The 21,843-nt window shown below is 59.5% G+C and carries 22 protein-coding genes and 2 pseudogenes; 9 read left to right on the top strand and 15 right to left on the bottom strand.

What is annotated here, in order from left to right; translation table 11 throughout:
• Positions 1–205 precede the first annotated feature (205 nt).
• Entirely contained in the window at positions 206–2,203 is a 1,998-nt protein-coding gene (locus FPL11_RS06525) for a DUF4214 domain-containing protein (RefSeq protein WP_144347945.1), read from the top strand.
• A 101-nt stretch (positions 2,204–2,304) separates the two neighbouring features.
• On the opposite strand, the gene FPL11_RS06520 is transcribed toward FPL11_RS06525, so the two are convergent.
• The 3 genes from FPL11_RS06520 to FPL11_RS06510 all read right to left on the bottom strand — a co-directional run bounded on the left by FPL11_RS06520 (position 2,305) and on the right by FPL11_RS06510 (position 6,224).
• Positions 2,305–4,830, bottom strand: coding sequence for a calcium-binding protein (locus FPL11_RS06520; RefSeq protein WP_144347944.1), 2,526 nt, complete (start codon positions 4,828–4,830; stop codon positions 2,305–2,307).
• A complete protein-coding gene (locus FPL11_RS06515) occupies positions 4,827–5,459 on the bottom strand; it encodes a hypothetical protein (RefSeq protein ID WP_144347943.1) in 633 nt (210 codons plus the stop codon). The genes FPL11_RS06520 and FPL11_RS06515 overlap by 4 nt, the downstream gene beginning before the upstream one ends.
• 156 nt (positions 5,460–5,615) lie before the next feature.
• Positions 5,616–6,224, bottom strand: coding sequence for a DUF4214 domain-containing protein (locus FPL11_RS06510; protein ID WP_159308499.1), 609 nt, complete (start codon positions 6,222–6,224; stop codon positions 5,616–5,618).
• 253 nt (positions 6,225–6,477) lie between these two features.
• On the opposite strand from FPL11_RS06510, the gene FPL11_RS06505 reads away from it, so the two are divergent.
• The 3 genes from FPL11_RS06505 (at position 6,478) to FPL11_RS10245 (ending at position 7,758) form a co-directional block, all read left to right on the top strand.
• On the top strand, positions 6,478–6,780 hold the full coding sequence (locus FPL11_RS06505) for a type II toxin-antitoxin system HigB family toxin (RefSeq protein ID WP_144347941.1): 303 nt from the start codon (positions 6,478–6,480) through the stop codon (positions 6,778–6,780).
• Positions 6,781–6,784: 4 nt separating this feature from the next.
• Entirely contained in the window at positions 6,785–7,165 is a 381-nt protein-coding gene (locus FPL11_RS06500) for a helix-turn-helix domain-containing protein (protein WP_144347940.1), read from the top strand.
• A gap of 365 nt (positions 7,166–7,530) precedes the next feature.
• On the top strand, positions 7,531–7,758 hold the full coding sequence (locus FPL11_RS10245) for a helix-turn-helix domain-containing protein (RefSeq protein ID WP_144347939.1): 228 nt from the start codon (positions 7,531–7,533) through the stop codon (positions 7,756–7,758).
• Between the two features lie 2 nt (positions 7,759–7,760).
• On the opposite strand, the pseudogene FPL11_RS06490 reads toward FPL11_RS10245, so the two are convergent.
• Positions 7,761–8,072: pseudogene (locus tag FPL11_RS06490) on the bottom strand (transposase); the annotation flags it as partial.
• 57 nt (positions 8,073–8,129) lie between these two features.
• A pseudogene (locus FPL11_RS06485) lies at positions 8,130–9,122 on the bottom strand (IS3 family transposase).
• Between the two features lie 211 nt (positions 9,123–9,333).
• On the opposite strand from FPL11_RS06485, the gene FPL11_RS06480 reads away from it, so the two are divergent.
• Genes FPL11_RS06480 through FPL11_RS06470 form a run of 3 tightly spaced genes read left to right on the top strand, consistent with a single transcriptional unit; the run spans position 9,334 to position 12,403 of the window.
• Positions 9,334–10,257: a glycosyltransferase family 2 protein gene (locus FPL11_RS06480; protein WP_235013476.1), complete on the top strand. Its 924-nt coding sequence runs from the start codon at positions 9,334–9,336 to the stop codon at positions 10,255–10,257.
• 2 nt (positions 10,258–10,259) lie between these two features.
• Entirely contained in the window at positions 10,260–10,667 is a 408-nt protein-coding gene (locus tag FPL11_RS06475) for a GtrA family protein (RefSeq protein ID WP_144347936.1), read from the top strand.
• Positions 10,664–12,403 carry a DUF6311 domain-containing protein gene (locus FPL11_RS06470; RefSeq protein WP_144347935.1) on the top strand — a complete coding sequence of 580 codons (1,740 nt, stop codon included), beginning with the start codon at positions 10,664–10,666 and terminating at the stop codon, positions 12,401–12,403. Before FPL11_RS06475 ends, FPL11_RS06470 begins: the two co-directional genes overlap by 4 nt.
• A 29-nt stretch (positions 12,404–12,432) precedes the next feature.
• Here FPL11_RS06470 and FPL11_RS06465 read toward each other — a convergent pair whose 3' ends face one another.
• The 8 genes from FPL11_RS06465 to rfbD form a co-directional block, all read right to left on the bottom strand.
• Positions 12,433–13,473 carry a sulfotransferase gene (locus FPL11_RS06465; RefSeq protein ID WP_159308502.1) on the bottom strand — a complete coding sequence of 347 codons (1,041 nt, stop codon included), beginning with the start codon at positions 13,471–13,473 and terminating at the stop codon, positions 12,433–12,435.
• The gene (locus FPL11_RS06460) at positions 13,466–13,852 is read right to left on the bottom strand and encodes a hypothetical protein (protein ID WP_144347933.1); all 387 of its coding nucleotides are present in this window, start codon (positions 13,850–13,852) and stop codon (positions 13,466–13,468) included. Before FPL11_RS06460 ends, FPL11_RS06465 begins: the two co-directional genes overlap by 8 nt.
• Positions 13,849–14,106, bottom strand: coding sequence for a hypothetical protein (locus FPL11_RS06455; RefSeq protein WP_200833598.1), 258 nt, complete (start codon positions 14,104–14,106; stop codon positions 13,849–13,851). Before FPL11_RS06455 ends, FPL11_RS06460 begins: the two co-directional genes overlap by 4 nt.
• Entirely contained in the window at positions 14,103–15,449 is a 1,347-nt protein-coding gene (locus FPL11_RS06450) for an arylsulfotransferase family protein (RefSeq protein WP_144347932.1), read from the bottom strand. The genes FPL11_RS06455 and FPL11_RS06450 overlap by 4 nt, the downstream gene beginning before the upstream one ends.
• Before the next feature lie 39 nt (positions 15,450–15,488).
• Complete coding sequence (locus FPL11_RS06445; RefSeq protein WP_144347931.1) at positions 15,489–15,680, bottom strand: DUF6447 family protein; 192 nt, start codon at positions 15,678–15,680, stop codon at positions 15,489–15,491.
• Between the two features lie 91 nt (positions 15,681–15,771).
• Positions 15,772–16,314: a dTDP-4-dehydrorhamnose 3,5-epimerase gene (rfbC, locus tag FPL11_RS06440; RefSeq protein WP_144348260.1), complete on the bottom strand. Its 543-nt coding sequence runs from the start codon at positions 16,312–16,314 to the stop codon at positions 15,772–15,774.
• 7 nt (positions 16,315–16,321) lie between these two features.
• On the bottom strand, positions 16,322–17,209 hold the full coding sequence (rfbA, locus tag FPL11_RS06435) for a glucose-1-phosphate thymidylyltransferase RfbA (RefSeq protein ID WP_144347930.1): 888 nt from the start codon (positions 17,207–17,209) through the stop codon (positions 16,322–16,324).
• Entirely contained in the window at positions 17,206–18,093 is an 888-nt protein-coding gene (gene rfbD / locus FPL11_RS06430; RefSeq protein ID WP_144347929.1) for a dTDP-4-dehydrorhamnose reductase, read from the bottom strand. The genes rfbA and rfbD overlap by 4 nt, the downstream gene beginning before the upstream one ends.
• Positions 18,094–18,130: 37 nt before the next feature.
• On the opposite strand from rfbD, the gene FPL11_RS06425 reads away from it, so the two are divergent.
• A complete protein-coding gene (locus FPL11_RS06425; protein WP_144347928.1) occupies positions 18,131–19,414 on the top strand; it encodes a glycosyltransferase in 1,284 nt (427 codons plus the stop codon).
• Positions 19,415–19,431: 17 nt separating this feature from the next.
• On the opposite strand, the gene FPL11_RS06420 is transcribed toward FPL11_RS06425, so the two are convergent.
• Positions 19,432–19,680 carry a DUF1902 domain-containing protein gene (locus FPL11_RS06420; protein ID WP_144347927.1) on the bottom strand — a complete coding sequence of 83 codons (249 nt, stop codon included), beginning with the start codon at positions 19,678–19,680 and terminating at the stop codon, positions 19,432–19,434.
• A gap of 94 nt (positions 19,681–19,774) precedes the next feature.
• Between FPL11_RS06420 and FPL11_RS06415 the strand changes: the two genes are divergently transcribed.
• Positions 19,775–20,959 (top strand): integrase core domain-containing protein, encoded by a 1,185-nt coding sequence (locus FPL11_RS06415; protein ID WP_144347926.1) that lies wholly within the window; start codon positions 19,775–19,777, stop codon positions 20,957–20,959.
• Between the two features lie 39 nt (positions 20,960–20,998).
• Here FPL11_RS06415 and FPL11_RS06410 read toward each other — a convergent pair whose 3' ends face one another.
• A complete protein-coding gene (locus FPL11_RS06410; RefSeq protein ID WP_144347925.1) occupies positions 20,999–21,502 on the bottom strand; it encodes a hypothetical protein in 504 nt (167 codons plus the stop codon).
• Between the last annotated feature and the right edge of the window lie 341 nt (positions 21,503–21,843).

Here is a 21,843-nt window from a genome sequence, read left to right as displayed (position 1 = left end):
CCGGCCGGTTGGAATCCTAAGCCTGAGCGCACCAGAGTCGGATCCAGCCCGAATGCCGAGTAATAAGGGACGATCGAGGATGTATTGAAGAGTTCGCAATTATGCTTCATTGCGGCCGCCTATTCCTGTCGACGCCTGGTGTTGTAGACTCTCACACATATCGACTTGCGACACCCCGGAAAGACAGGGCTGGAGTAGCAGACATATGGACAAAAACATCAGAATCGGCCCATTCCGGGATGCCGGGGAGTTTCGATACTACAGAGACAGCAGTGCTCGCCCCATCGCCCATCAGGACCCTTACACCGTCGATCTGGACGGCGACGGCGTGGAGGAGGTCCTATTCGGTGGCCTTGAAAATGAACCTAACGGCTCTGGCGAATTTTCGAACATATCCATGCACATCTTCGGGTGGAAAGAGGGTCAGTTTCAGGACCTGACAGATGCCTGGCTACCTGGCGATATGCGGCATTTTGAGGGCATCGGAGAATTTGTGCCTGGCGATTTCAACAACGATGACCGCACTGATCTGTTCCTGGCCGGTTATGCCGACATGGATCATTTTGTTCAGCCGTATGCGCTCATCAACGAGGGAGAGCACTTCTCCCGCCAAGCTCTGCCTGAGGTCATTGGTTGGCAACATGGCGCTGGAGCCGGCGATATCAACGGCGATGGCTATGACGACGTATACGCGGCGGGGTACGGCTATGAACCGCCAGTGTCACGGCGCATGTACTGGGGCGAAGAGGATGGACTCAAGGAGGCTGAGTTCAAACAGGATGCGGATGGTTCTGGTCTGACCCTTGCAGACTTTCTGGGTGATGGCTCTGTAACCGCCATGGTTGTCGACTCCGGGGTGGAAGGATCGGGAACAGCAGATGGCGGCACGGTCCTCGCCAGAATCGAAGAAACGCCTGACGGAGATGCCTCCATAGAGGTGATTTCACGGCTTCCACCCCCCCTATTGGATAGCGCGCCCGAAGTGGACGTCGACAGTCACGATCTGCGTGTCGAGGCCATCGACTTCTCCCGCGACGGACTAATGGACGCCATTGTTTTCGCGCGTGGCAGCTTCCTCGATCCCTCCGCCTCCATCCAATTTCTGCGTAACGATGGGAATGGTGAATTCACGGACGTAACACAACAGCGCCTTGAGACGATTGACTACCGAGGCGTACCCATATACGCGCCGAACATTGCTGACTTCGACCGCGATGGACGTGCCGACATTTACGTCGATGGTGTCTGGTTCGAAGATGACGACAAACCCAAACATTTCCTGATGCAGGATCAAGACGGCGTTTTCATCGAACGCTGGCGCGATGAACTCACAGCCACGGCAGCGAACAGCTCAGACGGTGGATTTATCCAGGGACCGGAGGGAGAGTATTGGCAGGAGGGCACGACCCCTGAAATGGACCGCATGGTGAAGGGGCCCGATGAAGTGTACTCCCTAGTCCGTCTCGCGACCGGTGTAAAACAGGATGGCCGGATCGGCGAAGTCTCCATCGCCGATGTGGATTTTCCTTACCGCGACGAAGGTGAAGTCCTGCAAGCCAGCCCCGCGGTGGATACGATCCATGGCATGGGTGGCGATGACCGCCTCGTTGCAGCGAAGGGCAGCGATACGCTCGACGGTGGCACCGGTATCGACACAGCAGTCTATGCTGGAAGCGCTGACGACTACGAGATCGAGCCTGGGTCTACAGAGTTCCAGGTCAGCCCGGTGAATGGCGGCGCGGCCTGGCGGGATACGCTCATTGATGTCGAGCGGCTGGAGTTCAGCGACGTCACCCTCGCGCATCATATGAATGACCACCCCGCCATGGCCACTAGACTCTATCAGGCGGCATTTGATCGCCTGCCTGACTCCAGCGGTCTCGGGTACTGGGTGAATCGACTGGATGATGGAACGGATCTGGAACGTGCTGCCGCCGAATTCATCGGCAGCCCGGAATTTAGCGACCGCTATGGCGCGTCACCCACCAACGACGAGTACATTGACGCCCTTTATGCCAACGTTCTCGACCGGTTACCGGACGCCGATGGCAAAGCATACTGGCTGAATCGCCTCGAAACGGATCTGGACCGGGACGATGTCCTCTCACGATTCTCAGAATCGGCGGAAAACCAGGACAATACAGCCGCAGTCATTGCGGCTGGGATTGAATATCGTCCATGGGAGTCTGAGCTCGTGACTTAAACCGCTTTCTCGCGCAAAGACCCGTCATATGGAATCAAAAGCCCCGGACGCTAAGCGACGAGGGCTTTCTCAGGACTGTTCCTCAGGTGAGGGTGGAAGGACTAGGCAATGACCACGGCATCATCTGCAGCAGCACGAGCGAGATCTGAGATTCCTGTAATACCACTCAGCTGAACAACGTTTTCGAGCGTGGCAGAACCGAAGTCCTCTTTATAGGTCCACTCGATTACGTAGGTGTCGCCATCCAACTCAAACCCGACAACGGCACCATTGGGATCATCCGCTCCGAGGGCTTCTTCAACAGCCTTTTCCATTGCGCTAATTATGGTGTTACGACCATCAAACAAGCTTAGATCGTCCTGATCGCCATCAGCCACGGACAGCAACAACATACCGTTAATTATATCTGCGTGGACGTCTGCACGATCACCCTCTCCTATTGTCAAGCCAACATCGACCTCAGCTACGTCAGGGACAATAGCCGTGTCGTTCATGTCGTCAAAATCCAATACGTCCTCAGAAATCTCGAAATCTGTAATTTCGTCTACAGCAGCTCTAGTGCTGTCATCCTGAGCGAAAGCGAACTGATCATCACCAGCACCACCCGTTATCGTATCAGCACCCGCACCACCCGTGATGGTGTCGTCGCCGCCGCGGCCGTCTATGGTGTCGTCTCCGCCGCCACCGGTCAGGGTGTTGGCTGCGGTACCGCCTGTCAGGGTGTCATCGGCTCGAGTGCCGATGATGTTCTCCACCTTGGTTAGCGTGTCTGCACCGACGTTCGTATCACCCGGTCTCACCTCTTCGGCCGGCTGGTCATTGAGAGCAAGGGTTATGCCCGCACTGCCTGCTGCTAGGACGCTGCCGTCAGCCTTGGTGGCGTCGGCATAAGACACCGTATCGGAACCTTTCCCACCATCTATTACATCGGCACCCGCACCACCCGCGATAGCGTCGTCTCCAGCACTACCCGTGATGGCGTCGTCTCCATCCGTGCCAATGACATTCTCGATATTGACGATCGAGTCGTCCTCTCCGCCTGTCACCGTAACCGTGGCTGCAGTGTCAGTATTCAACGTCACACTGATCGCGGTTCCATCACCAGCGGTGTAGGTGTCAGCGCCCGCACCACCGTCAATAGTGTCAGCACCAGCATTACCCGTGATGGTGTCGTCCCCATCGCCACCGTTAATGATGTCATCACCGCGCCGCCCCTGAATCTGATCAGCGCCTGCACCACCGTTTATTGTATCGAGACCAGGGCCCGCATTGATGTCGTCATCCCCTGCACCACCGTCAATGCGGTTGTCCCTGTTATTGCCCGTGAGGGTGTCGCCGTAGCCACTACCGGTGAGATTTGCGATTCTACTCAGTTGATCACCCTCGGCATGGGCTCCCGAATTATTCCCATTGTCGGTGAGATCAACGGTAACGGCGCCCGGGCTCATCGCATAAGAGGCGGTATCAACACCCGCTCCCCCGTCGAGCGTATCGGCACCCGCACCCCCCATGAGGGTGTCGTCACCGCCACCTCCACTGAGCTGATCGTCCCCAGCGCGCCCTTCCAGCAAGTCATCACCGCCGCCGCCCGTGAGGATGTTGGTCCCGGCCGTGCCACGCATCGTGTAGCTGACCGAATCCTCATCGCTCAGATCGACGTTTTCGAGATTGGAGAAATTATCAAACGCATCGGCATCGCCGTTGTATGTGGAGCCATCGAAATCGTCCAGATCGAGAACATTCGCCGTTGCTGAACCCTTTGTGGTTCCGTTGTAGTCAACAAATACGAGCGTGTCCTGCCCCTCACCGCCGTCAATGGTAGTCGGCGTGGAGTCGTTTAACAGGAAATTCGCCTGGAAAAGAATCGTGAACTCGTCGTCACCGGCGGCGCCCTCTAGCTTCATACCCCTGGTTAGCCCCTGATTCTCCTCCACTTTTACATCGAAAAGGTCATTACCGTGACTTCCCCTGATGACGTCATCCCCGTTGAGCACCCGGATCGTAAAGCCCTCGGTCTGGGAGCTGAGGTCAACATCGATACTGTTCCCCACAATGCTACTGATTTCCTCGACATTCTGGATGCTCGCATCCGAATCGAAGGTCACGGTTTCGTTTCCGATCGAAAGCGGAAATAGTGTGTCAGTGCCCTGACCGCCGTCGAGGATATCGCCCGAATCCAACGTGACCAGGTCGTCATCCCCATCAAACCCAAACCAGAACAGCGATTCAGGCGTGTCGTCGAACTGGGTGCGGGTATCCTCTCCATCGGATCCAAGGACGACACCTGTCTCTGCAGTCGTCTGATTGCCGGCTGAGTCGGCCACGGTCAGGCTAGCGACAGTGGCCGTATTCTGTGCGGTGATATCGAGGGTGGCTGCTGCATTGGCAGTCAGATCGACTTGCGCGAGTTCTTCTCCATCCTCGGAATCAAGGACTTCCGTACCCGACTCATCGCTGGTCAGAGACAGCGTGGTCGCGTCCACCACCTCGAATTTATTGATTGCTGGCGCGGTCCGGTCTGCTGTAGATCGAACCGGTGGGTCATAGTCGGAAATGCTTGAGCCACTGGTGATGGGCTGATCAGGCGTCAGCGATCCGGTATCGGCACCATCAACCTTGCGGGTCAATGCACTGCCGGCGTAGCGGGCATCGAGAACCGCAGTGGCCTCACTGGCGACGAGGCTCGAGATATCCTCGCGCAGGTCCGCCTGTGCCACCGTCTGCAATCGAGCGATGTCTGATAAGGCATCGTCGCCGCGACTCGTCCGGCATCAACAAAGCGTTCGGCGGCATCGTCTATTCTCTGATTGACGGCGCTGAGTGCTGCCGCCACATCAGCAACAGCGGCATCAATGAGAGCCTGCTGGGCGTCATCCAACGTTAATGACTCAACCGCTGACTTAAGGATTGCCCCGAGATCATCCACCTCTGTGAGATCCAGGGTTTCACCCTCATCATCCGAAAGACCTGCCAGCGCATCGGCCATGGCTCCGTATAATGCATCGCTCATCACCGAGGCTTCGATCTGTGCCCCAGCGCCGCGGACCAGGGCGATACCGGCATCGACAACGTTCATGATCGATGCGTTAGCGGCTTGAAGCTTGATCGCGTCGGCGGCCGCTTGCTCGTCCTCAAGGGCAGTCGCGATGGGGTCCATGTTGGAGAAATCCTGCCCGGGCAACTCAAGCGCGCGGACGATGGTGGCCTCCACCTCCGCAATGCCCACCGCATGCCGTGCGTCCAGCAGTGCCTGCATCAAGGTTGTCAGGGGACTCACCACCAGTGCGCCAGCCGGCGCGGATAGCGTTCCGGCCAGCGTTTGTCCCGTACTGATGTCTTCACCCCCGGCAATCAGTATCGGGCCAGTTGGAGCATCCATACCCAAGGTGAACGCCCCGCCTGCATTCGTCGTCTACTGCTGCTCCGATGCCTCGGCAACGCCATTGCCGTTGGTATCCACGTAGACGTCTGCGCCGCTGATATAGCCATCGAGCGCGTGTCCGGTCACCGCGCCGTCGCTGATTCGCGTGAAGAGCCCGGCCAGACTGTTACTCGCCAGTGTTAATGAGCTGGCATCGGCGTCGATCCCATCCAACCAATCCCGGGCGACTGCGGCTGCGGGCTGGCCGATATAATCCGTTGCAACCGCCTGATCGGTAAACACATCAGCGGCCGCTATCCGATTGTCAAGGTGATCCGCATCTCCACCGCGGACGGCATTGAAAACCGTGAGCGGCAAGCGCGCCGCATCCAGCCGTCCACTCTCGAGCTCTTCGATCCAGAAGGCGCGGCCAGTCGTATCCGGCGAGCGGCCCAGGATGTTGGCATAAACCCGGTCCACCAAGGCTTCCGGCGCCTCATCCGGGTAACGCGCCCTGGCCTCGGCCGACTCATACAGCGCTTCGCCGACGGCACTTGCATCAAGCCCCTCACTTTCGCTGCGTGCCTGCCAGAACGCTATGCCGCCGGCATCCGCCGGACGGCCGAAATAGGCAACGTAGAGCGCCTGGAGCTGCGTCACTGTAACCGCCATAAGCAAAACCCGTGATTACCGTTGATCAAATCGAGTGTTGGAGGCAATCGTAGCGTCGCGCTCTGTAAGAGGCTCTCAGTGGCTCTCAGGAAGGTTTGCGTATTCGAAGCGCTCCAGGGTTTGAGGGGCTCTACGGCCCGACATATTGGAAAGCGCGACAAAAAGGGCACCGGTGGTGAGGGGCTGCAAGGTTTGACAGTAATCCCAAATTGGGACAAGATCCCGCCATTGAGGAGTTTGCATGAGAATAATCTCGAAGAGGACCCTGAGGGATTTCTGGGGGCAGCATCCTGACGCTCAGGGCCCGCTGGAGGCCTGGGTCGACGAAGTAAAGCACTCGGAATGGCAGAGCTCGCACGACATCAAAGCGAGATACCCAAGGGCCAGCATACTGGGTAACAAGCGTGTCGTATTCGACATCAAGGGCAACGACTACCGGCTCATCGTGGGCGTGGCGTACCGATACGGCGCGGTCTATATCAAGTTCGTCGGCACCCACGCTGAGTATGACAAAGTGGATGCCGAAACAGTGGAAATGGAGTGATGCTATGAATGTTCGCCCGATTCGCACTGAGTCCGACTACAAGGCTGTGCTGCGCGAGGTATCCGCATACTTCGACAATGAACCTGAGCCCGGCACCGAGGACGGCGACCGCTTCGAGATCCTGCTGACCCTGGTAGAGGCCCACGAAGCGAAGCAATTTCCCGTGGATCTGCCGGATCCTATCGAGGCCATCAGGTTCCGCATGGATCAGGAAGGGCTTACCGCCAAGGATCTAGAGCCGGCGATCGGCAAGCGCAACCGCGTCTATGAGATCCTCAACGGGAAGCGAAACCTTACCCTGGCCATGGTCTGGAAACTTCACGAGATGTTTGGGATTCCGGCCGAGAGCTTGATCAAGCCCCCCCGCCATACGGCGGTTGCCTGACTAGCGTCAACACCTATCACCGGTAATGGGACGCCGCTCGAATATGCTGGACACCTGATTGATCATGGGAAAGTCGTTAGGAGAGGTGTTCATGAGTGGAGTGAAACGTTGGTCGGCGAGCTGTTGATGGACAAGGGGCTGCTGGAGATGCCGGTCGCACGGTTTGAGGGTGAGCCGCCGTTTCCCAAGCGGAGGTCGAATTGATCAGCCGGGCCTGCTCGGTCTCCGCGAAGCGTATCTACGGCAGGGCTCGGGTATGCCGGATTTAGGCGGCGGCGCGTTCGACCCACGATGCCCGACGGGCCGCAAAGGCGACGACCAGGTCGTGATCTCTCAATAGGTTGTCCGCGGAGGAGCTCCGAGGGATGCTGAGTTTGCGGACTTGGCAACCCAATGAAGGAGACCCCGTGGACAGTCATTACAATGCCGCGCTGACGCCTCGAGGTCGAGCCCGGATGGTTCGTGCCGTCATCGATCAAGGGCTGAGCTATCGCAAGGCAGCGGAACGCTTCCATGTTGACCCAAAGACGGTTCAGCGCTGGACCCAACGCTACGGGCCTGTGGAGATTTTTGTGTGTGAGCCGCTCCATTGAGATCAGCCTTCCAGCACTAACCGGTCACCGAACTGGATCGCAAGCTGGGTTTTGGCGGCGTGCCATTGGACGGGTGGCCGTTTCCACTTCGCCTGCACATTTCTCAGTGCCAGGTAGATCAGTTTGATCGCCGCCTCATCGCTTGGGAAATGGCCCTTGTTGCGCACCGCCTTTCGCACCTGGCTGTTCAGCGGCTCGATGGCGTTGGTGGTGTAGATGATCCGGCGCACCTCAGGCGAGAAGGCGAAGAACGGGATGACCTCAGACCAGCGTCGCTGTCAGCTTGCCGCCACTGCCGGGTACTTCCGCCCCCACGGGTTCTACCCCACCACTGCGGACGGTTTCGTTAAGCGTCGTTTCTGATCCATTGGTTACTCAACCCGCCGACGCATTCTCGGGTTGTGGAATCGCTCAATATAATCAAAGACATCACTGCGCGCCTCGGCCTGCGTTAGATAGCGCCGGCGGCGAACCCGGTCACGCTTGAGGAGACCGAAGAACCCCTCTGCCGCGGCGTTATCGCCGCAGTGGCCAACCGCGCTCATGCTGGAGATGACTTGATGGTCGCGCAGGAACGCCTGGTATTCACCACTGGTGAACTGCGCCCCGCGGTCGGAGTGCAGGATCACCGGGCTGTTGTCTTCCCGCTGCCAGATCGCCATCAGGACCGCTTTGAGCACCAGGTGTCGGTCTTGCCGTGCACTCATCGACCAGCCAATGACCACGTTGTTGTAGAGGTCGATGACCGCAGCCAGATACAGCCAACCCTCGCTGGTGCGGATATAGGTGATGTCCGTCACCTACCGCTCGTTGGGCGCTGCCGCGCTGAAGTCCCGTTCGAGATGATCACTCACCCTCATAGAAGAGCTCCTCATGCATACGAGGGGCCCCAAGAACACCATGATGGTCTTTGTGAAGGTCGCGCATACGCCGGCGCAGCCGCTGGTTCTCAGCAGCGCGCTTGCTCACCGGTCGTGCAAGCCAGGCATAGAACCCGCTTGGCGAGACCTCCAGACAACGGCACATCAGTCGAATGGGATATTCACCGCGAAAGCGCTGGATCACCTGGTACCGCCGGGTGACTCCCTGGCGAAGAACGCTGCCGCATCGCGCAAAAAATCCCGTTCCTTTTTCACCCGAGCAAGCTCTCGCCGTAGCTGGGCGACCTCTTCGTCTCGTGGCTGCCCCTTGCCGGGGAAAGCCTCCTTGCGAGCGGTGTTGGATGCCCGGCACCAACGCTCGAGCACCGAGCGATGAATACCCAGGTCATGCGCAACGTCTTTGATCGTCACGTCAGGCCGACTCGCGAGCTCGACCGCTTCCTCTTTGAACTCTCGACTGAACCGTCGTCTCTTCTGTGCCATCGGACACCTCCTGTTTCCCATGATGAAGCTTTTCAGATGTGTCCGCAGCTATGGGGTAGAACCCCAGAAAGCCGGGAATCATTACAGGCTAAAGGCTGGGGATGAAGTCTCGTGCTGGAATATGGCGCTGGACATAGAGTAGAGCTGATAAACTTATGCGTGTATTATTTAGCCGTAGGATAGAAGGACCGTTTTCGACATCATGACGCGAATGGATTTCGTGGTTCCCGTTTATAACGAGCAAGCCAGCATCGACACGTTCATGGCACGGCTACGCGAGGCGCTTGTCGGTTCTGACATCGAATATCGCGTTGTTTTCGTCAACGACGGCAGTGAGGACAGAACGCTTGACGCAATCAAGCGACATCGTCGGCAGGCGGTGGTCATCGACCTGTCCCGCAATTTTGGCAAGGAGGCCGCACTCACTGCCGGGCTCGATCATGCGGACGGCGATGTTGTCGTGCCCATCGACGTGGATCTGCAAGATCCCCCGGAGCTCATTCCGGAAATGCTGCAGTGCTGGCGTGAGGGGGCGGAGGTGGTGCTCGCCAGACGCTGCGACCGAAGCACCGACAGCTGGTTCAAACGCAATAGCGCAGGACTCTTCTACCGCATTCACAATGCTGTCGCCGACCCGAGCATCCCTGCCAATGTCGGCGACTTTCGACTAATGGACCGGGCGGTTGTCGAGGCGTTACGAGAGTTACCGGAGGCGCGGCGCTTCATGAAGGGGCTCTTCGCCTGGGCGGGATTCCGGACCAGCATCGTGGACTACCATCGCGACGCCCGTGAGTCAGGTGGGAGCAAGTTCAACGCCTGGAAACTTTGGAATTTCGCCATCGAAGGGATCACCAGCTTCAGCATTGCACCACTGCGCATCTGGACCTATATAGGCGCCGTCACCGCCTTGTTCGCGTTCACCTATGCCGGATTCATCGTGGTACGCACGCTATTTTACGGAGTCGATGTTCCCGGATACGCATCACTGCTTGTCTCGGTGATGTTCCTCGGCGGTATTCAGTTAATTGGTATTGGCATATTGGGCGAGTACCTCGGCAGAGCATACATTGAGGCAAAGCGCCGACCGACTTACCTCGTTAGACGGGTTTACGGACAGTCTCGGGATACCGATTAGCCATGGGCACCCGACCAATGCTGAGGAAGCTCGCCACTGAGGGGTTGATCACCCTGAGGTTTGGGCTTGTCGGTATGCTTGCGACACTTATCCATGCGGGAGTGGTCACGCTGCTCATCGAGATCACGCCACTGGATCCACGCGTTGCGAACGCGATCGCCTTTGGCATCGCCTTCATTGTTTCCTTTAACGGCCATTTCCACTGGACGTTCCCCAAGGAGGCGCCCACACGCCAGGCAATGCGCCGGTTCTTCGTTATCGCGCTGCTGGGATTTGGAATGAACACCCTCCTTCTCTCTGTGCTGCTGAAAGAAGCCGTTATGTCGGAGACCATTGCTGCACTGGTCAGTATTCTTGCCATACCGGCCACAACATTACTCGCCGCGCGCCTGTGGGGGTTCCGCGCATGAGGAACAGCAGCGCCAAGGAAGGTGCGCGTAACGGAGAGAAAGGCCCCTGGACCCACCTCACCCTGGTAACGGCTTCCATCGCCGCTTCGCTCGCTCCGGTAGCAGTCGTGATCCTGTTGACGCTTCCCCTCGACTGGATTTCGGGCAGTTCGTCATTCTGGCGATACCTTGTCTCTGATCGCGCCCAGCATGTCACCGGATACCTCTACTTCATCCAGCAGCCATGGTCATTCGATTTCCTCAAAATCGACCACCTTGGCTCTTTGCCTAATCTCTCCGTGGTCAGCACGGACAGCATCCCGCTCGTTGCATTAATCGGGAAGGTCTACGCGAGTATCACCGGTACGGTCTGGATGCCCTTCGGGATCTGGTATGTCGCCTGCTGGCTTGGCAACGCGCTGTTCGGTGTGCTGATTGCCCGCTATCTGGGCGTCCGTAATGTGCTGGCCACAGCGGCGGTCGCGATATTATTGGGCGCCATGCCCTTCTGGCTGATGCGCTGGTATCACCTGGCTCTGCATGCACATTTCCTGATCCTGGCATCGATATGGGGTTACCTCGCGGCGCGCCGGCGGGACTGGTGTCTCGCCTCAGGCCTGTTTCTGTTTGTCGGGTCAGTCAGCGCGCTTATCCATCCCTACCTTTGGGCGATGACGTTCAGCCTATGGGCAACCACGACCATCGCTGTCTGGATTGAGGATGACAATCCTCTGCGCACCCTGGCGCCTCGACTTTTCCCTCCCGGCGCCCTTTTCCTCGGTGGCGCAACGCTCGCGGGCTATTTCGACATGGCCGGTGGCGGCGCCGGAGGCTATGGAGGCTACACGCTCAACCTGATCGCTCCGTTTTTCTCAACGCTCGCCGGGTGGATGCCCACAGCCTGGCAGGCGCTTGCGGAGGCGGAGGAGGTGGGCCATGCATGGCGCTTTTTCAGCGCACACCGTCCTGATGTCACGGGCGGGCAGTACTACGAGGGGATGGGCTATCTCGGCCTCGGCGGACTGTTCTTGATCGCGACTGCGCTGATTGTTACCCCATCCTCACGAATGCGCGAGCTGGTCGCCCATCATCGCAGCCTCAGCACTTTGCTTACCGGGCTGCTCCTATTCGTCATCCTGCCGGTGGTGACCTTTGGCCCCGTTAAAGTATTCAGCATCAGTTTCCCGGACTTCATCGAGCAGGGTCTATCCGCCTTCAGGGCTAATTCCCGGTTCTTCTGGCCAGTTGCCTATATCGCGGTAATCGGCGCCGTGCTGCTCATCTGGCGTGACTGTACTCGCCGATGGGCATTGGCCGTATTGATAACGGCCGCCCTGCTACAGGTCCTGGACACCCACCCGCTTCGTGCAGCGATCGCGCTCGATTCGAAAACCGAGGACCGGGTGCTCAACATCCCCGAATGGGAAACACGACTCAATGGCGTTGAGCGGCTTTTCGTGGTGCCTTCCATCGAGTGCGGAAAACCGGGAAATCGCAACCTGAAGAGCTTCATCCAGACGATCGCGGCCTGGCAGTCCGCGCCCATGACGAACAGTTTCTACATCGCCCGGCATAGTGGCCCATGCCCCAGTCTGAATGACGCGCAGCCATGGGCGCCTGCGCGGCCGACTGATCTTTACATCCTGTTCGACGATTCAACACAACCGGAGCGCGTCGATACCCTGCGCCGGGACCCAGCACTGCAGTGCGATAGGATCGATGTGGGATGGGCTTGTCGTCCGGCCGGATCGGGCTGACTGACCCATCATCCCAAGTGAACACGCAGCTAAACGCTCAGCCGCCCAACACTTCGGGCGCTGAGTGACGCGTAGAGAGACCTCGCATGCTCGAGAAGCCGTGTATCTTGCGGGGGCTCGCCAGATCCGCCCTTTCCCCGCCGGAATGCCGACTTGGACGGCGGGATGCCGACAAGATCACAGACGAGCGGCCAGGTATGGGGGTCATCACAGAGCCCCTCATAGGCCACCAACCAAATATTACCGAGGTTCTGACGCGAAAGCTCGTGGAGATAGGTATAGACATTTACCCACTGCCCGAGCCAGTAATTCACTGAGTCCGGGTTTGCCAGCGCCTCATGAGCCTCATTGACTGACGGATCGCTCAGCTGCATCGGGCGGTGCGTGGCACCGAACTCGAAATGCCCGAGCCACTGCATGTACTGACGTGTGAAAGGGTCAGCGTTGGCAAAGCGACGATGCTGGTTGAGCAGGCTGAACGCCTGTTCTAGGGGATCCCGGAAGACCACAAGGTACGTTGTCTCAGGCGTCTGCGGCGCGAGCGACGCGAGCCGCAGGACCTGGTTGTTATTTTTGGCCAGATACCGCGTAGCGCCATGGCGCTGGCAGACCAACTGTTGATAGGTCCGGAAGGAACCCACAGCCGCCGGCGAGACGGTCTGGGGGGTCAGCGCAGCAGGGACGCCCCGGTAGTCGCCAAGCTCAAGTTGCCAGAAGACCTCCTCAAACGCCTCTGGCGAGTCAAAGTCGACCTCTACCCCATCACCATGGGCGCGCTGGCGTCGGTGCCGGTTGCGCTGGTTGAAACGACTGAGACGTCCCCAAAGATTGGGCGCCAGCACGAACGGCATGTCCGTATAGGTTAAAGAGGCAAAATCGCCCGACCCATAGAGCCCCCGCATCAGCGCCGTCGTCCCTGCCCGGGCCAAACCGGTCACGCACACCGATCGGTTCGGCTCGTCATCGGGTTTCATCAACGCGCGCTCTATATCCAGACTCAGACGTCGCACTCCCTGAGAGGACAGCGCCCACCTATGCAACAGGCGGTCGGCAGGGGAATAGTCACCCATACCACCGCCGCCTGAGAACGAGGTACAGCACGGCGGCTGTCGTGAGTACGGCGAGGACGGCGGCATCAACCGCAATTACACTCGCCTGCGCCACATCACCACCGAGACCATAAAAGGCTGCGAGCAACGGTAGAAAACCCAGCAGGATCAGCACCGCCAGCGAGGCGCTTGCCCCGATAAGCACCCGAGCATGGAACAGTAAGAGCCGCTGCTTTAGCTCATCAGATCGGGAAGAGGAATGCAGCGTCCGCAGGACATGACGCGGCACCGATGCGAGCCGTCTGGCGAGGCGGCCAATGGGCAAACGGACGATAAGCTCAACACTGGCAAGGGCCGCCAGTAAAACAATGACCCACTCAAGGACGGAGAGCGCTGTCACTCCGCCTTGCCGTCCTCCGAGGACTCGGTTTTCTCGGACTGTGCCGGAGCGCCCCTCATGCGCCTGAAGAGCCGCTTCAGCGGATAGTAGACCACCGCGAAGATCGCCAGGAAAATCGCCGCAAACACTCCGAGGACTGTCGCGATGGCACCGGCACCCATCCCGGGACCGATATAGGCCGCTGCCGTGAGCGGCAGACCCAGCAGACCGACCAGCATGGTGATCTGGGCGAACGCGTAACGACTGTCACTCATGAACATTCCCTGCCATTCAGAAGCACTTCCGGGACCTGGTCCGGCCTAAGATAACGGGCCCAGTGCAACGCCCCAATCTGGTCATCACCGACGGGTGAGGTGTATTCCCAGCGCACGGCACCATCCGGCGCCACTCGTAATAAACGCCGAGCATCATCGATGAAGACATCGCCATTATCCAGCCAGGTGTGCAACCCCTGGCTGGGGATCGCGATATCGGGCTCATCAAGTTCAAGCGCACGGCGTACGCTCTCGGTTTTCACATCATAAATCCAAATCGCACTGTGCGGCGTGATACGCCGGCCCTTACCCGGCGTCATCCGCACGACATCATTACCGAAAATGGAAAACTCTCCGTTCCCGAGGTAGTCGACATCGTGTTGATTGAGCCAGGGGCCTGTTCGCAGCCACAGGATCTCGTTGGTCCGCGGCCGGTACAGGAACACAGTGGACAGATTCCGGGAGCTCAACATGATGTCGCCGGACTCGACGAATTCATCATCAATGCCGACTGCCTCGGCGTCATTGAGATGCGTACGATCGGTCTCATAAAGCCCGACGCCGTAGAGCAGTCCGCGATAGCCGTTATCCAGCAGGATATCGGTGACCGACCACTCCTCGACGATTTTCCCGTCCAGACTGACCTTCGCGAAGCCATCATCGCGAAGCGGTAATGGTCCCTCCGGGCCCAGGCCCAGCGTGACTGCCGGCGGATCCATCACGTGGGGCACATGGACATGCTCACCGTCGGGTGCCCATTCGATGGAGTGGTGAAAATGCCGATCCGTCACCCACTCCACCGACGAGCAGCGACCAATCCGGGTAAGCGGCCCCTCACCACTGGTGACCAGTATCCCGCCATCCTCAGTCAATAAAGGATGCTGGGCTCGGTAGTTGCGTTTGAGGTTGGTCCCTTCGGTATCAGTGCTCCGAGCATGGATCGCCTCAATATCGGGAATCCATTGATGGATAGGGTCCTCGTCACCCGCCCGCAGCAGGGAAACGACACCCGTCCCAGCGCCGTCATTATAGGCCGAGACCAGAAGATACCCGGGATCCTCAAAATCGGGATCCCGCCGCACAAACCCTGTCTCACCCCCGTAATCGAGAATGCGCGGCTGCGCCGCTCCCTGAATTCCCTCGGTGAGCACACGCAGCATGGCCTCAGGCACACGGGCGACCTCGAGCGCCTGTTGTTGCAGTTTTGTTGCCTCAGCCGATTCGTCCGCCGCACGTTGCGCCGCCCAAGCGAAGAGCAGCGCGCCGATCATGCCCAGGATCAACAGAAGCATCACGACCCAGAACGGGACACGCCGGAAGAACAACCGCTCAATGGCAGACATCAGCGACGGATACCGATCATTAGAGCAGATAGCTGCCGATCAGGACTGTGGCAACTCCGCCTGCAGCGCCCGGGCGTAGGCTTGCCGCGCCGTCTGCGCGATGGCCAGCCGCTGCTGCAGTCGGGCGATCTCCTGATCAGTAACCTGGACGTTAGTGAGCTGCGACTTCGCTGCCTCGTTCAGGCTCTCAAGGTCGTATTCGTTACCGTCGATGGTGACTGTATTGGCCATGGTATTGACTCCTTTTAATGAATGACTCGCAGCGTAGGGTAACTGATCGTCGCGGGATACTCGATGTTGGGGTGCGCGCAGTAGGGGTATTTCAGCCAAGCTTGAGTGCGATCAGCGACCTCGCGTCTCGGTCCTTGCCGGAAAGCCGGGGCGTCCCATCCAGCGGCCATTCAATGCCGAGCGTCGGGTCGTCCCAGCGGATGCTGCGTTCTTGCTCCGGCGCATAGTAATCGGTAGCTTTATAGAGGACGTCGGCGGAGTCGCTGGTAACCAGAAAGCCGTGGGCGAACCCCTCGGGCACCCAGAGCTGACGCTGGTTTTCCGCGCTCAGCTCAACACCCACCCATCGCCGGAACGTCGGGCTGTCCCGGCGGATGTCCACCGCGACGTCGAAGATACTGCCGATGGCTACACGCACCAGCTTGCCTTGCGGCTGTTGCACCTGGAAATGCAGCCCACGCAGGACATTGCGCGCCGAGCGGGAGTGGTTGTCCTGGACGAAATCCAGATCCCGGCCGATCGCCTCCTCGAACATGCGGCGGTTGAAGCTCTCGAAGAAAAAACCCCGAGTGTCGCCAAAGACCTCCGGCTTGATGAGCATCACATCCGGGATGGAGAGCGGCGTCGCGGTCACCATGGACTCAGTCAGCCTCCTGGGCGATCTGCTCGAGGTACTGCCCATAAGCGGTTTTCGCCAACGGCGCCGCGAGGGCCTCGAGCGCCCCACGATGAAGCCATCCCATCCTAAAGGCGATCTCCTCGGGGCAGGCGACCTTCAGGCCCTGCCGTCGCTCCAGCGTCGCGATGAATTCGCTGGCGGACAGGAGGCTTTCGTGGGTACCGGTATCGAGCCAGGCAAAACCGCGCCCCATGAGTTGGACCTTGAGCTCCCCTGCCTCCAGGTACCGCTGGTTGAGGTCGGTGATCTCCAGCTCACCGCGGGCCGATGGCGTGAGGGTCCGGGCCAACTCCGCCGCTTTTCCGTCATAGAAGTAAAGCCCCGTGACAGCGTAGCCACTGCGCGGCTGAAACGGCTTCTCCTCAATCCCCATGACGTTGCCCGCTGAGTCGAAATCCACCACCCCGTAGCGCTCCGGGTCGTTCACCCGATAGGCGAATATCGAGGCGCCGGTTGTCTGGTCGTCCGCCTCGTCAAGCAGTGCGCCGAGGTCATGACCGTGGAAGATGTTGTCGCCGAGGATCAGGGCACAGGGCGCCCCATCGAGGAACGCCTCGGCGATGGTCAGCGCCTGGGCAATGCCCTCGGGCTGTTCCTGGATGGCATAGCTAAGCGACAGCCCCCACTGACTGCCATCCTCGAGCAGTTCGGTGAACCGCGGCGTATCCATGGGCGTGGAGATGATCAGGATCTCGCGAATCCCCGCCAGCATGAGCGTCGAGAGCGGGTGATAGATCATGGGCTTGTCGTAGACCGGCAAAAGCTGTTTGCTCAGCGCTAGGATCACCGGGTACAGCCGACTCCCGGTACCGCCCGCCAGAATGATCCCCTTGCGTTTGGATTCGTTCACCGCAACTGCTCCAGTGCCCAATGAATGCCATCCCGCCAGTCCGGCATCGTCAAGTCGAACTGCCTCGTCAGCCGAGTCGTGTCGAGTCGGGAATTGCTTGGCCGCAGGGCCGCTTGCCCGTACTCGGCGGCTCGGATGGGTTCGATGGCTTCCGCCGCCAGGCGCAGGTCAAAGCCCAAACCACATGCGGTCTCCACAATATACCGGGCAACCTCAAACCAGCTCGCGCTACCCGAAGCGCTCAGGTGGTAGATGCCATCCGCCTCCGCCGATCCCCGACCGGAGAGACGTTGATGCAGGGCATGCGCCGTGACATCGGCGATCAGCGCCGCCGATGTCGGCGCGCCAAGCTGATCGCTCACGACCTGCAGGCGGTCACGCGCCGCCGCCAGACGCAGGATGGTTTGCAGGAAATTGCTGCCCCGCGCGCTGATCACCCAGGCCGTCCGAAACAGGTAGAACGCGGCCCCGCTCTCGGTCAGTCGCACCTCCCCCAGCCGCTTGCTCTCACCGTATACGTTCAACGGACCGGTGGGATCCTCCTCACGATAGGCGCGATCCCGATCCCCGGAGAAGACATAGTCGGTAGAGTAGTGCACAACGAAGGCCCCCGTCTCGCGGGCGGCCTCTCCAATCACCCCCGGGGCCTCGCCGTTGATTCGGAACGCCACCTCACGGTGTGTCTCGGCATCATCCACCCCCGTGTAAGCGGCGGCGTTGACGATAGCATCGGGGGCCAGCTGCACGAGGACTCGGCACAAGGCGCCCCGGTCGGATAGATCGCATTCAGTCCGATTGAGCACCACCACCTCGCCGAGCGGCGCCAGCGCCCGCCGCAACTCGAACCCGACCTGACCACTGGCACCCAGCAGCGCGATCCGCATCCTGCCTCCTGACTCATCAAACCGGCATAATGATGTCATGAAGTTTCTTTTCGTTCACCAGAACTTCCCCGGTCAGTTCAAGCACCTGGCCCCGGCACTGGTCGCCCGGGGTCATGAAGTGACGGCGCTGATCATGCGGGACATCAAGGCCCCGGAATGGCAAGGGGTGCGGCTTGTCCGTTACAGCCCGAAGCGCGGCACCAGCCGGGAGATTCATCCCTGGGTCAGCGACTTCGAGACCAAGACCATCCGCGGTGAGGCGGCCTTCCGGAAAGCGCTGGAGATGCGCGACTCAGGCTATCGCCCCGACGCCATCATTGCCCATCACGGCTGGGGCGAGAGCCTATTCGTCAAGGAGGTGTGGCCCGAGGCGGCGCTGGGCATTTACTGCGAGTTTTACTATCACCCGCAGGGCGCCGACACGGGGTTCGATCCGGAGTTTCCGACGAACGACCCGGGCGATGCCTGCCGGCTGCGCCTGAAGAATTTCAATAACCTGCTGCATTTTGAGACCGCAGACGCCGGGATCAGCCCCACCGAGTGGCAGGCGAGCACCTTCCCGCCGCGCTTCCGGGAGCGCATTACCGTGGTTCACGACGGGATCGATACCAACGTCGTGGCCCCCAATCCCATCGTGCAGATGACCATCACGGACCAGAATGGCGGGAAAATTGCCCTCGATCGGGGCAGCGAGGTAATCACCTTCGTCAACCGCAACCTCGAGCCCTATCGCGGTTACCACATTTTCATGCGGGCGCTTCCCGAGATTCTGGCAAGGCGGCCCAAAGCCCGGATACTGATCGTGGGCGGTGATGGCGTGAGCTATGGGGCCCGCCCTGACCCTGACACATACGGAGAAAAAAGCTGGCGGGAGGTATTCATTGAGGAGGTGCGTACCCGCATCCCCGACGAGGACTGGGCGCGGGTCCATTTCCTCGGCAACATCCGCTACGAGCATTTCATTCCGTTACTGCAGCTCTCCACGGTCCATGTGTATCTGACCTACCCCTTCGTCCTGAGCTGGAGCCTGTTGGAGGCCATGAGCGCCGGCTGCAGCATCGTCGCGAGCGATACCCAGCCCCTGCAGGAAGCGATCCGGCACGATCTCACGGGGCGGCTGTTCGACCTCTTTGACCCAAAGGCACTGGCGAGTGAGGTCTGCCTGCTCGCGGATGACCCTGAGCGCCGCCAGAAACTGGGTGAGCAGGCCCGGGCGTTCGCCATCTCCAACTACGACCTGCAGTCGGTGTGTCTGCCGCGGCAGCTGGCGTGGGCGGAGGGCCTCGCATCGCGCTCAATGGGCGCCGGCCACGGCGCGTAAGCCGCCAGACCCGACGCTCAGACAGGCTTTTTCGAGAGTTCTCCGGCCAGGCTACTGGCTTGGGCGACCAACTTTATGGGCACATCAAGCTTGCCCCCGGCATCGCCGTTGGTTTCGCGCAAATCACGGATCGCGCCGGGGAGCTTCTCGGCAAGTTGCTCGAGCGTATCGCCTTCCAGATTCAGCCCTGGAATATCGGAGGTTTCCACTAGCCAGACGCCCGCGTCCATGTCATGGATGGCTTTCACCACGATCATCTCCAACATGAAACGGCCTCCAAACAAACCGAGCTCACTTGCTTTAGGCTACCACCCACATCTGCTCGCGTATCCTCGCATCGTTTTGCCAAAGGATGGTCCAATGGAAGTTTTGCTGTTACCCGTCGTGGCGTTTGCCTCTGGACTGATGGTCGGCTTGGCCAGCAGTCGACGATTCAGGCGCGATCGGATCGCATGGGCTCAGCGCCGGCTTCAGTTAGTCGCACTGTCCTTGGAGGTCAAAAGCCTGCGAGCCAAGGTGGTCCCGGCGCAGGGTAACCGAACGCCGCCGGCTAAGCGGCGATTGGTACGAAGGCGACCGAGTCTAACGGGCTGGCAACGCTGGTTCATTGGCAGCGCACACCAGCTTTTCCCGTGGGTCACGCGCTTCATGCGCTTTACGCCGACGACGTACATCCAATGGCTTCAAGGCAAAAGCCGCAAATCGCACGCCGACAAGATCGCGGATGGCAAGCGGCGCGGCCGACCGTCGACGCCAGAATTCATTGTCGAGGCCGTCTTGACAATGAAGCGCGAAAACTCCGGATACAGCGCCCGACGTATCGCCAATATTATCTCTGGGGGTGAACTGCGCTTTCGCATCGGCAGAACGGTAGTATGTGACATCTTGAAGGCCAATGGCTTCAAGCCGGGACCAAAGAAGGGAAAGCTGCCGCCCCGTGAGGAGGAGCCTGGCTGGGTTACCACCCTCTATAACCAACACGTCATGGCGTTCGACTTCAAGACAATCCTAGACCTGAAGGGCGACCAACTCTACATCCTCAATATCATCGATCATGGCCGCCGCGTCCTGCATTGGTCGCGTGCGACCTACTCGCCGTCGGCCGCGTGGGTCGCGCAGCAACTGCGGAACGCATTCATGGACATGGATGACTTGCCAGAGGCCATGGTAATGGATCGTGACCGGATTTTTCTCCCGATTGCCAGGCGGATACTACCGGCGATGAACATCAAGGTCGTACGCACCGCCTATAAATGCCCGTGGCAAAACGCAGTCGTGGAGCGATTTCACCGCACACTCGATGAAGAGCTTTTGCGTTACGTCCAACCGCACCACGATCGCCACTTGAACCGTTTGCTGCGCGAATTCCGTCGCTATTACAACACCGCGAGGCCCCACATGCATAACGGCGGGGACCCTCCGATTGCTCCTGACTTGAGTCAGAACCCCGCGGCAAACGATCCGGATTTTTTCAATAAACCCCCGAGCCTTGTGCGCCGCAAGTGGCTGGGTGGCTTGCACTCGAGTTATCGCTGGGCCGCCTAAAGACCCACGACGTTCGGCGGACCTCGATCCCATCATCGGCTACGCGTGCCGAGATCCCAACTTGTCCGGAATTCCGTGCGCTCCGGACAATTTGTCACCGAATGCGCGATTTAAAGCTCGTACCAAGCAACGGCCATCCGGCGTGCGCGCATCGGCCCGCGGAGCCAGCTCCGAGAACTGCCAGGACTCGCTCAAAACTGGGGCAATTGATTTTCTGGCCACTACAATGGCCTTGAGCCAGTCAGTCTGTTCCCGGTTGCTGAACCGGCGCTTGCCTTCATACTGCCGCCGGAACCGGCGCTTCAGCTCAGGATGGATCGCGCCGAAGTCGTTCATGTAGGCACTGAGGTCAGCGCCCAGTTCCTTGAGCCGAGGCCAGCATGCCTTGTGATAGCTCCAGATCTCGACACGGGCGCTGTCCATTACCGGGAGAGGACATCTGCCCTCAGCCATCTCGGCGAGCAGAGCATCCACGCATGGCAGCAGGTCCGGATGATATTTGAGCAAGGGCAATTCCGCCCAGCCATCCCGCCAGCGCTGCAACGTGCGCTAGTCGAAGGCCTCGTCATACAGCGCCTTGATCTGCCGCGAGAGGCGATCCTGTTGCCGGCCTAGCAGGACGATAGCGATCGGGATGTCGTTCATATCAGGCAAGGACTGAGTCCGGCTGCATTGAGGCGACCCAGATTCTGGCCAGTCCAATAAGAAAAGCCCCCGCCACTAGGTGACGAGGGCTTTTTCAAAAGCCCCTAAGGGCTGCATCCTCTCCGAGTGGAGGGATTAAGCGAAATCGAAGTTTGAAGCTTCGACGTCTGCGATGCTGACACCGACCAGAGTCACCGTGCCGTCAAAAGCATCGGAGTCAATCTCAAGGTCGTTATTGC

The organism is Spiribacter aquaticus (genome assembly GCF_007625215.1).
GTDB lineage: Bacteria > Pseudomonadota > Gammaproteobacteria > Nitrococcales > Nitrococcaceae > Spiribacter > Spiribacter roseus.
This window is presented reverse-complemented; position numbering and strand designations above follow the sequence as displayed.

Coding starts and splice junctions, on each gene's coding strand:
- FPL11_RS06500 (WP_144347940.1), top strand. CDS start 6,785: ATGAATGTTCGCCCGATTCGCACTGAGTCCGACTACAAGGCTGTGCTG.
- FPL11_RS06465 (WP_159308502.1), bottom strand. CDS start 13,473: ATGGGTGACTATTCCCCTGCCGACCGCCTGTTGCATAGGTGGGCGCTG.
- FPL11_RS06425 (WP_144347928.1), top strand. CDS start 18,131: ATGAAGTTTCTTTTCGTTCACCAGAACTTCCCCGGTCAGTTCAAGCAC.
- FPL11_RS06480 (WP_235013476.1), top strand. CDS start 9,334: ATGGATTTCGTGGTTCCCGTTTATAACGAGCAAGCCAGCATCGACACG.
- FPL11_RS06415 (WP_144347926.1), top strand. CDS start 19,775: ATGGAAGTTTTGCTGTTACCCGTCGTGGCGTTTGCCTCTGGACTGATG.
- FPL11_RS06420 (WP_144347927.1), bottom strand. CDS start 19,680: ATGTTGGAGATGATCGTGGTGAAAGCCATCCATGACATGGACGCGGGC.
- FPL11_RS06505 (WP_144347941.1), top strand. CDS start 6,478: ATGAGAATAATCTCGAAGAGGACCCTGAGGGATTTCTGGGGGCAGCAT.
- FPL11_RS10245 (WP_144347939.1), top strand. CDS start 7,531: ATGCTGAGTTTGCGGACTTGGCAACCCAATGAAGGAGACCCCGTGGAC.
- FPL11_RS06450 (WP_144347932.1), bottom strand. CDS start 15,449: ATGTCTGCCATTGAGCGGTTGTTCTTCCGGCGTGTCCCGTTCTGGGTC.
- FPL11_RS06515 (WP_144347943.1), bottom strand. CDS start 5,459: ATGCAGGCACTGCTGGACGCACGGCATGCGGTGGGCATTGCGGAGGTG.
- rfbD (WP_144347929.1), bottom strand. CDS start 18,093: ATGCGGATCGCGCTGCTGGGTGCCAGTGGTCAGGTCGGGTTCGAGTTG.
- FPL11_RS06455 (WP_200833598.1), bottom strand. CDS start 14,106: ATGAGTGACAGTCGTTACGCGTTCGCCCAGATCACCATGCTGGTCGGT.
- FPL11_RS06470 (WP_144347935.1), top strand. CDS start 10,664: ATGAGGAACAGCAGCGCCAAGGAAGGTGCGCGTAACGGAGAGAAAGGC.
- FPL11_RS06475 (WP_144347936.1), top strand. CDS start 10,260: ATGGGCACCCGACCAATGCTGAGGAAGCTCGCCACTGAGGGGTTGATC.
- FPL11_RS06525 (WP_144347945.1), top strand. CDS start 206: ATGGACAAAAACATCAGAATCGGCCCATTCCGGGATGCCGGGGAGTTT.
- FPL11_RS06445 (WP_144347931.1), bottom strand. CDS start 15,680: ATGGCCAATACAGTCACCATCGACGGTAACGAATACGACCTTGAGAGC.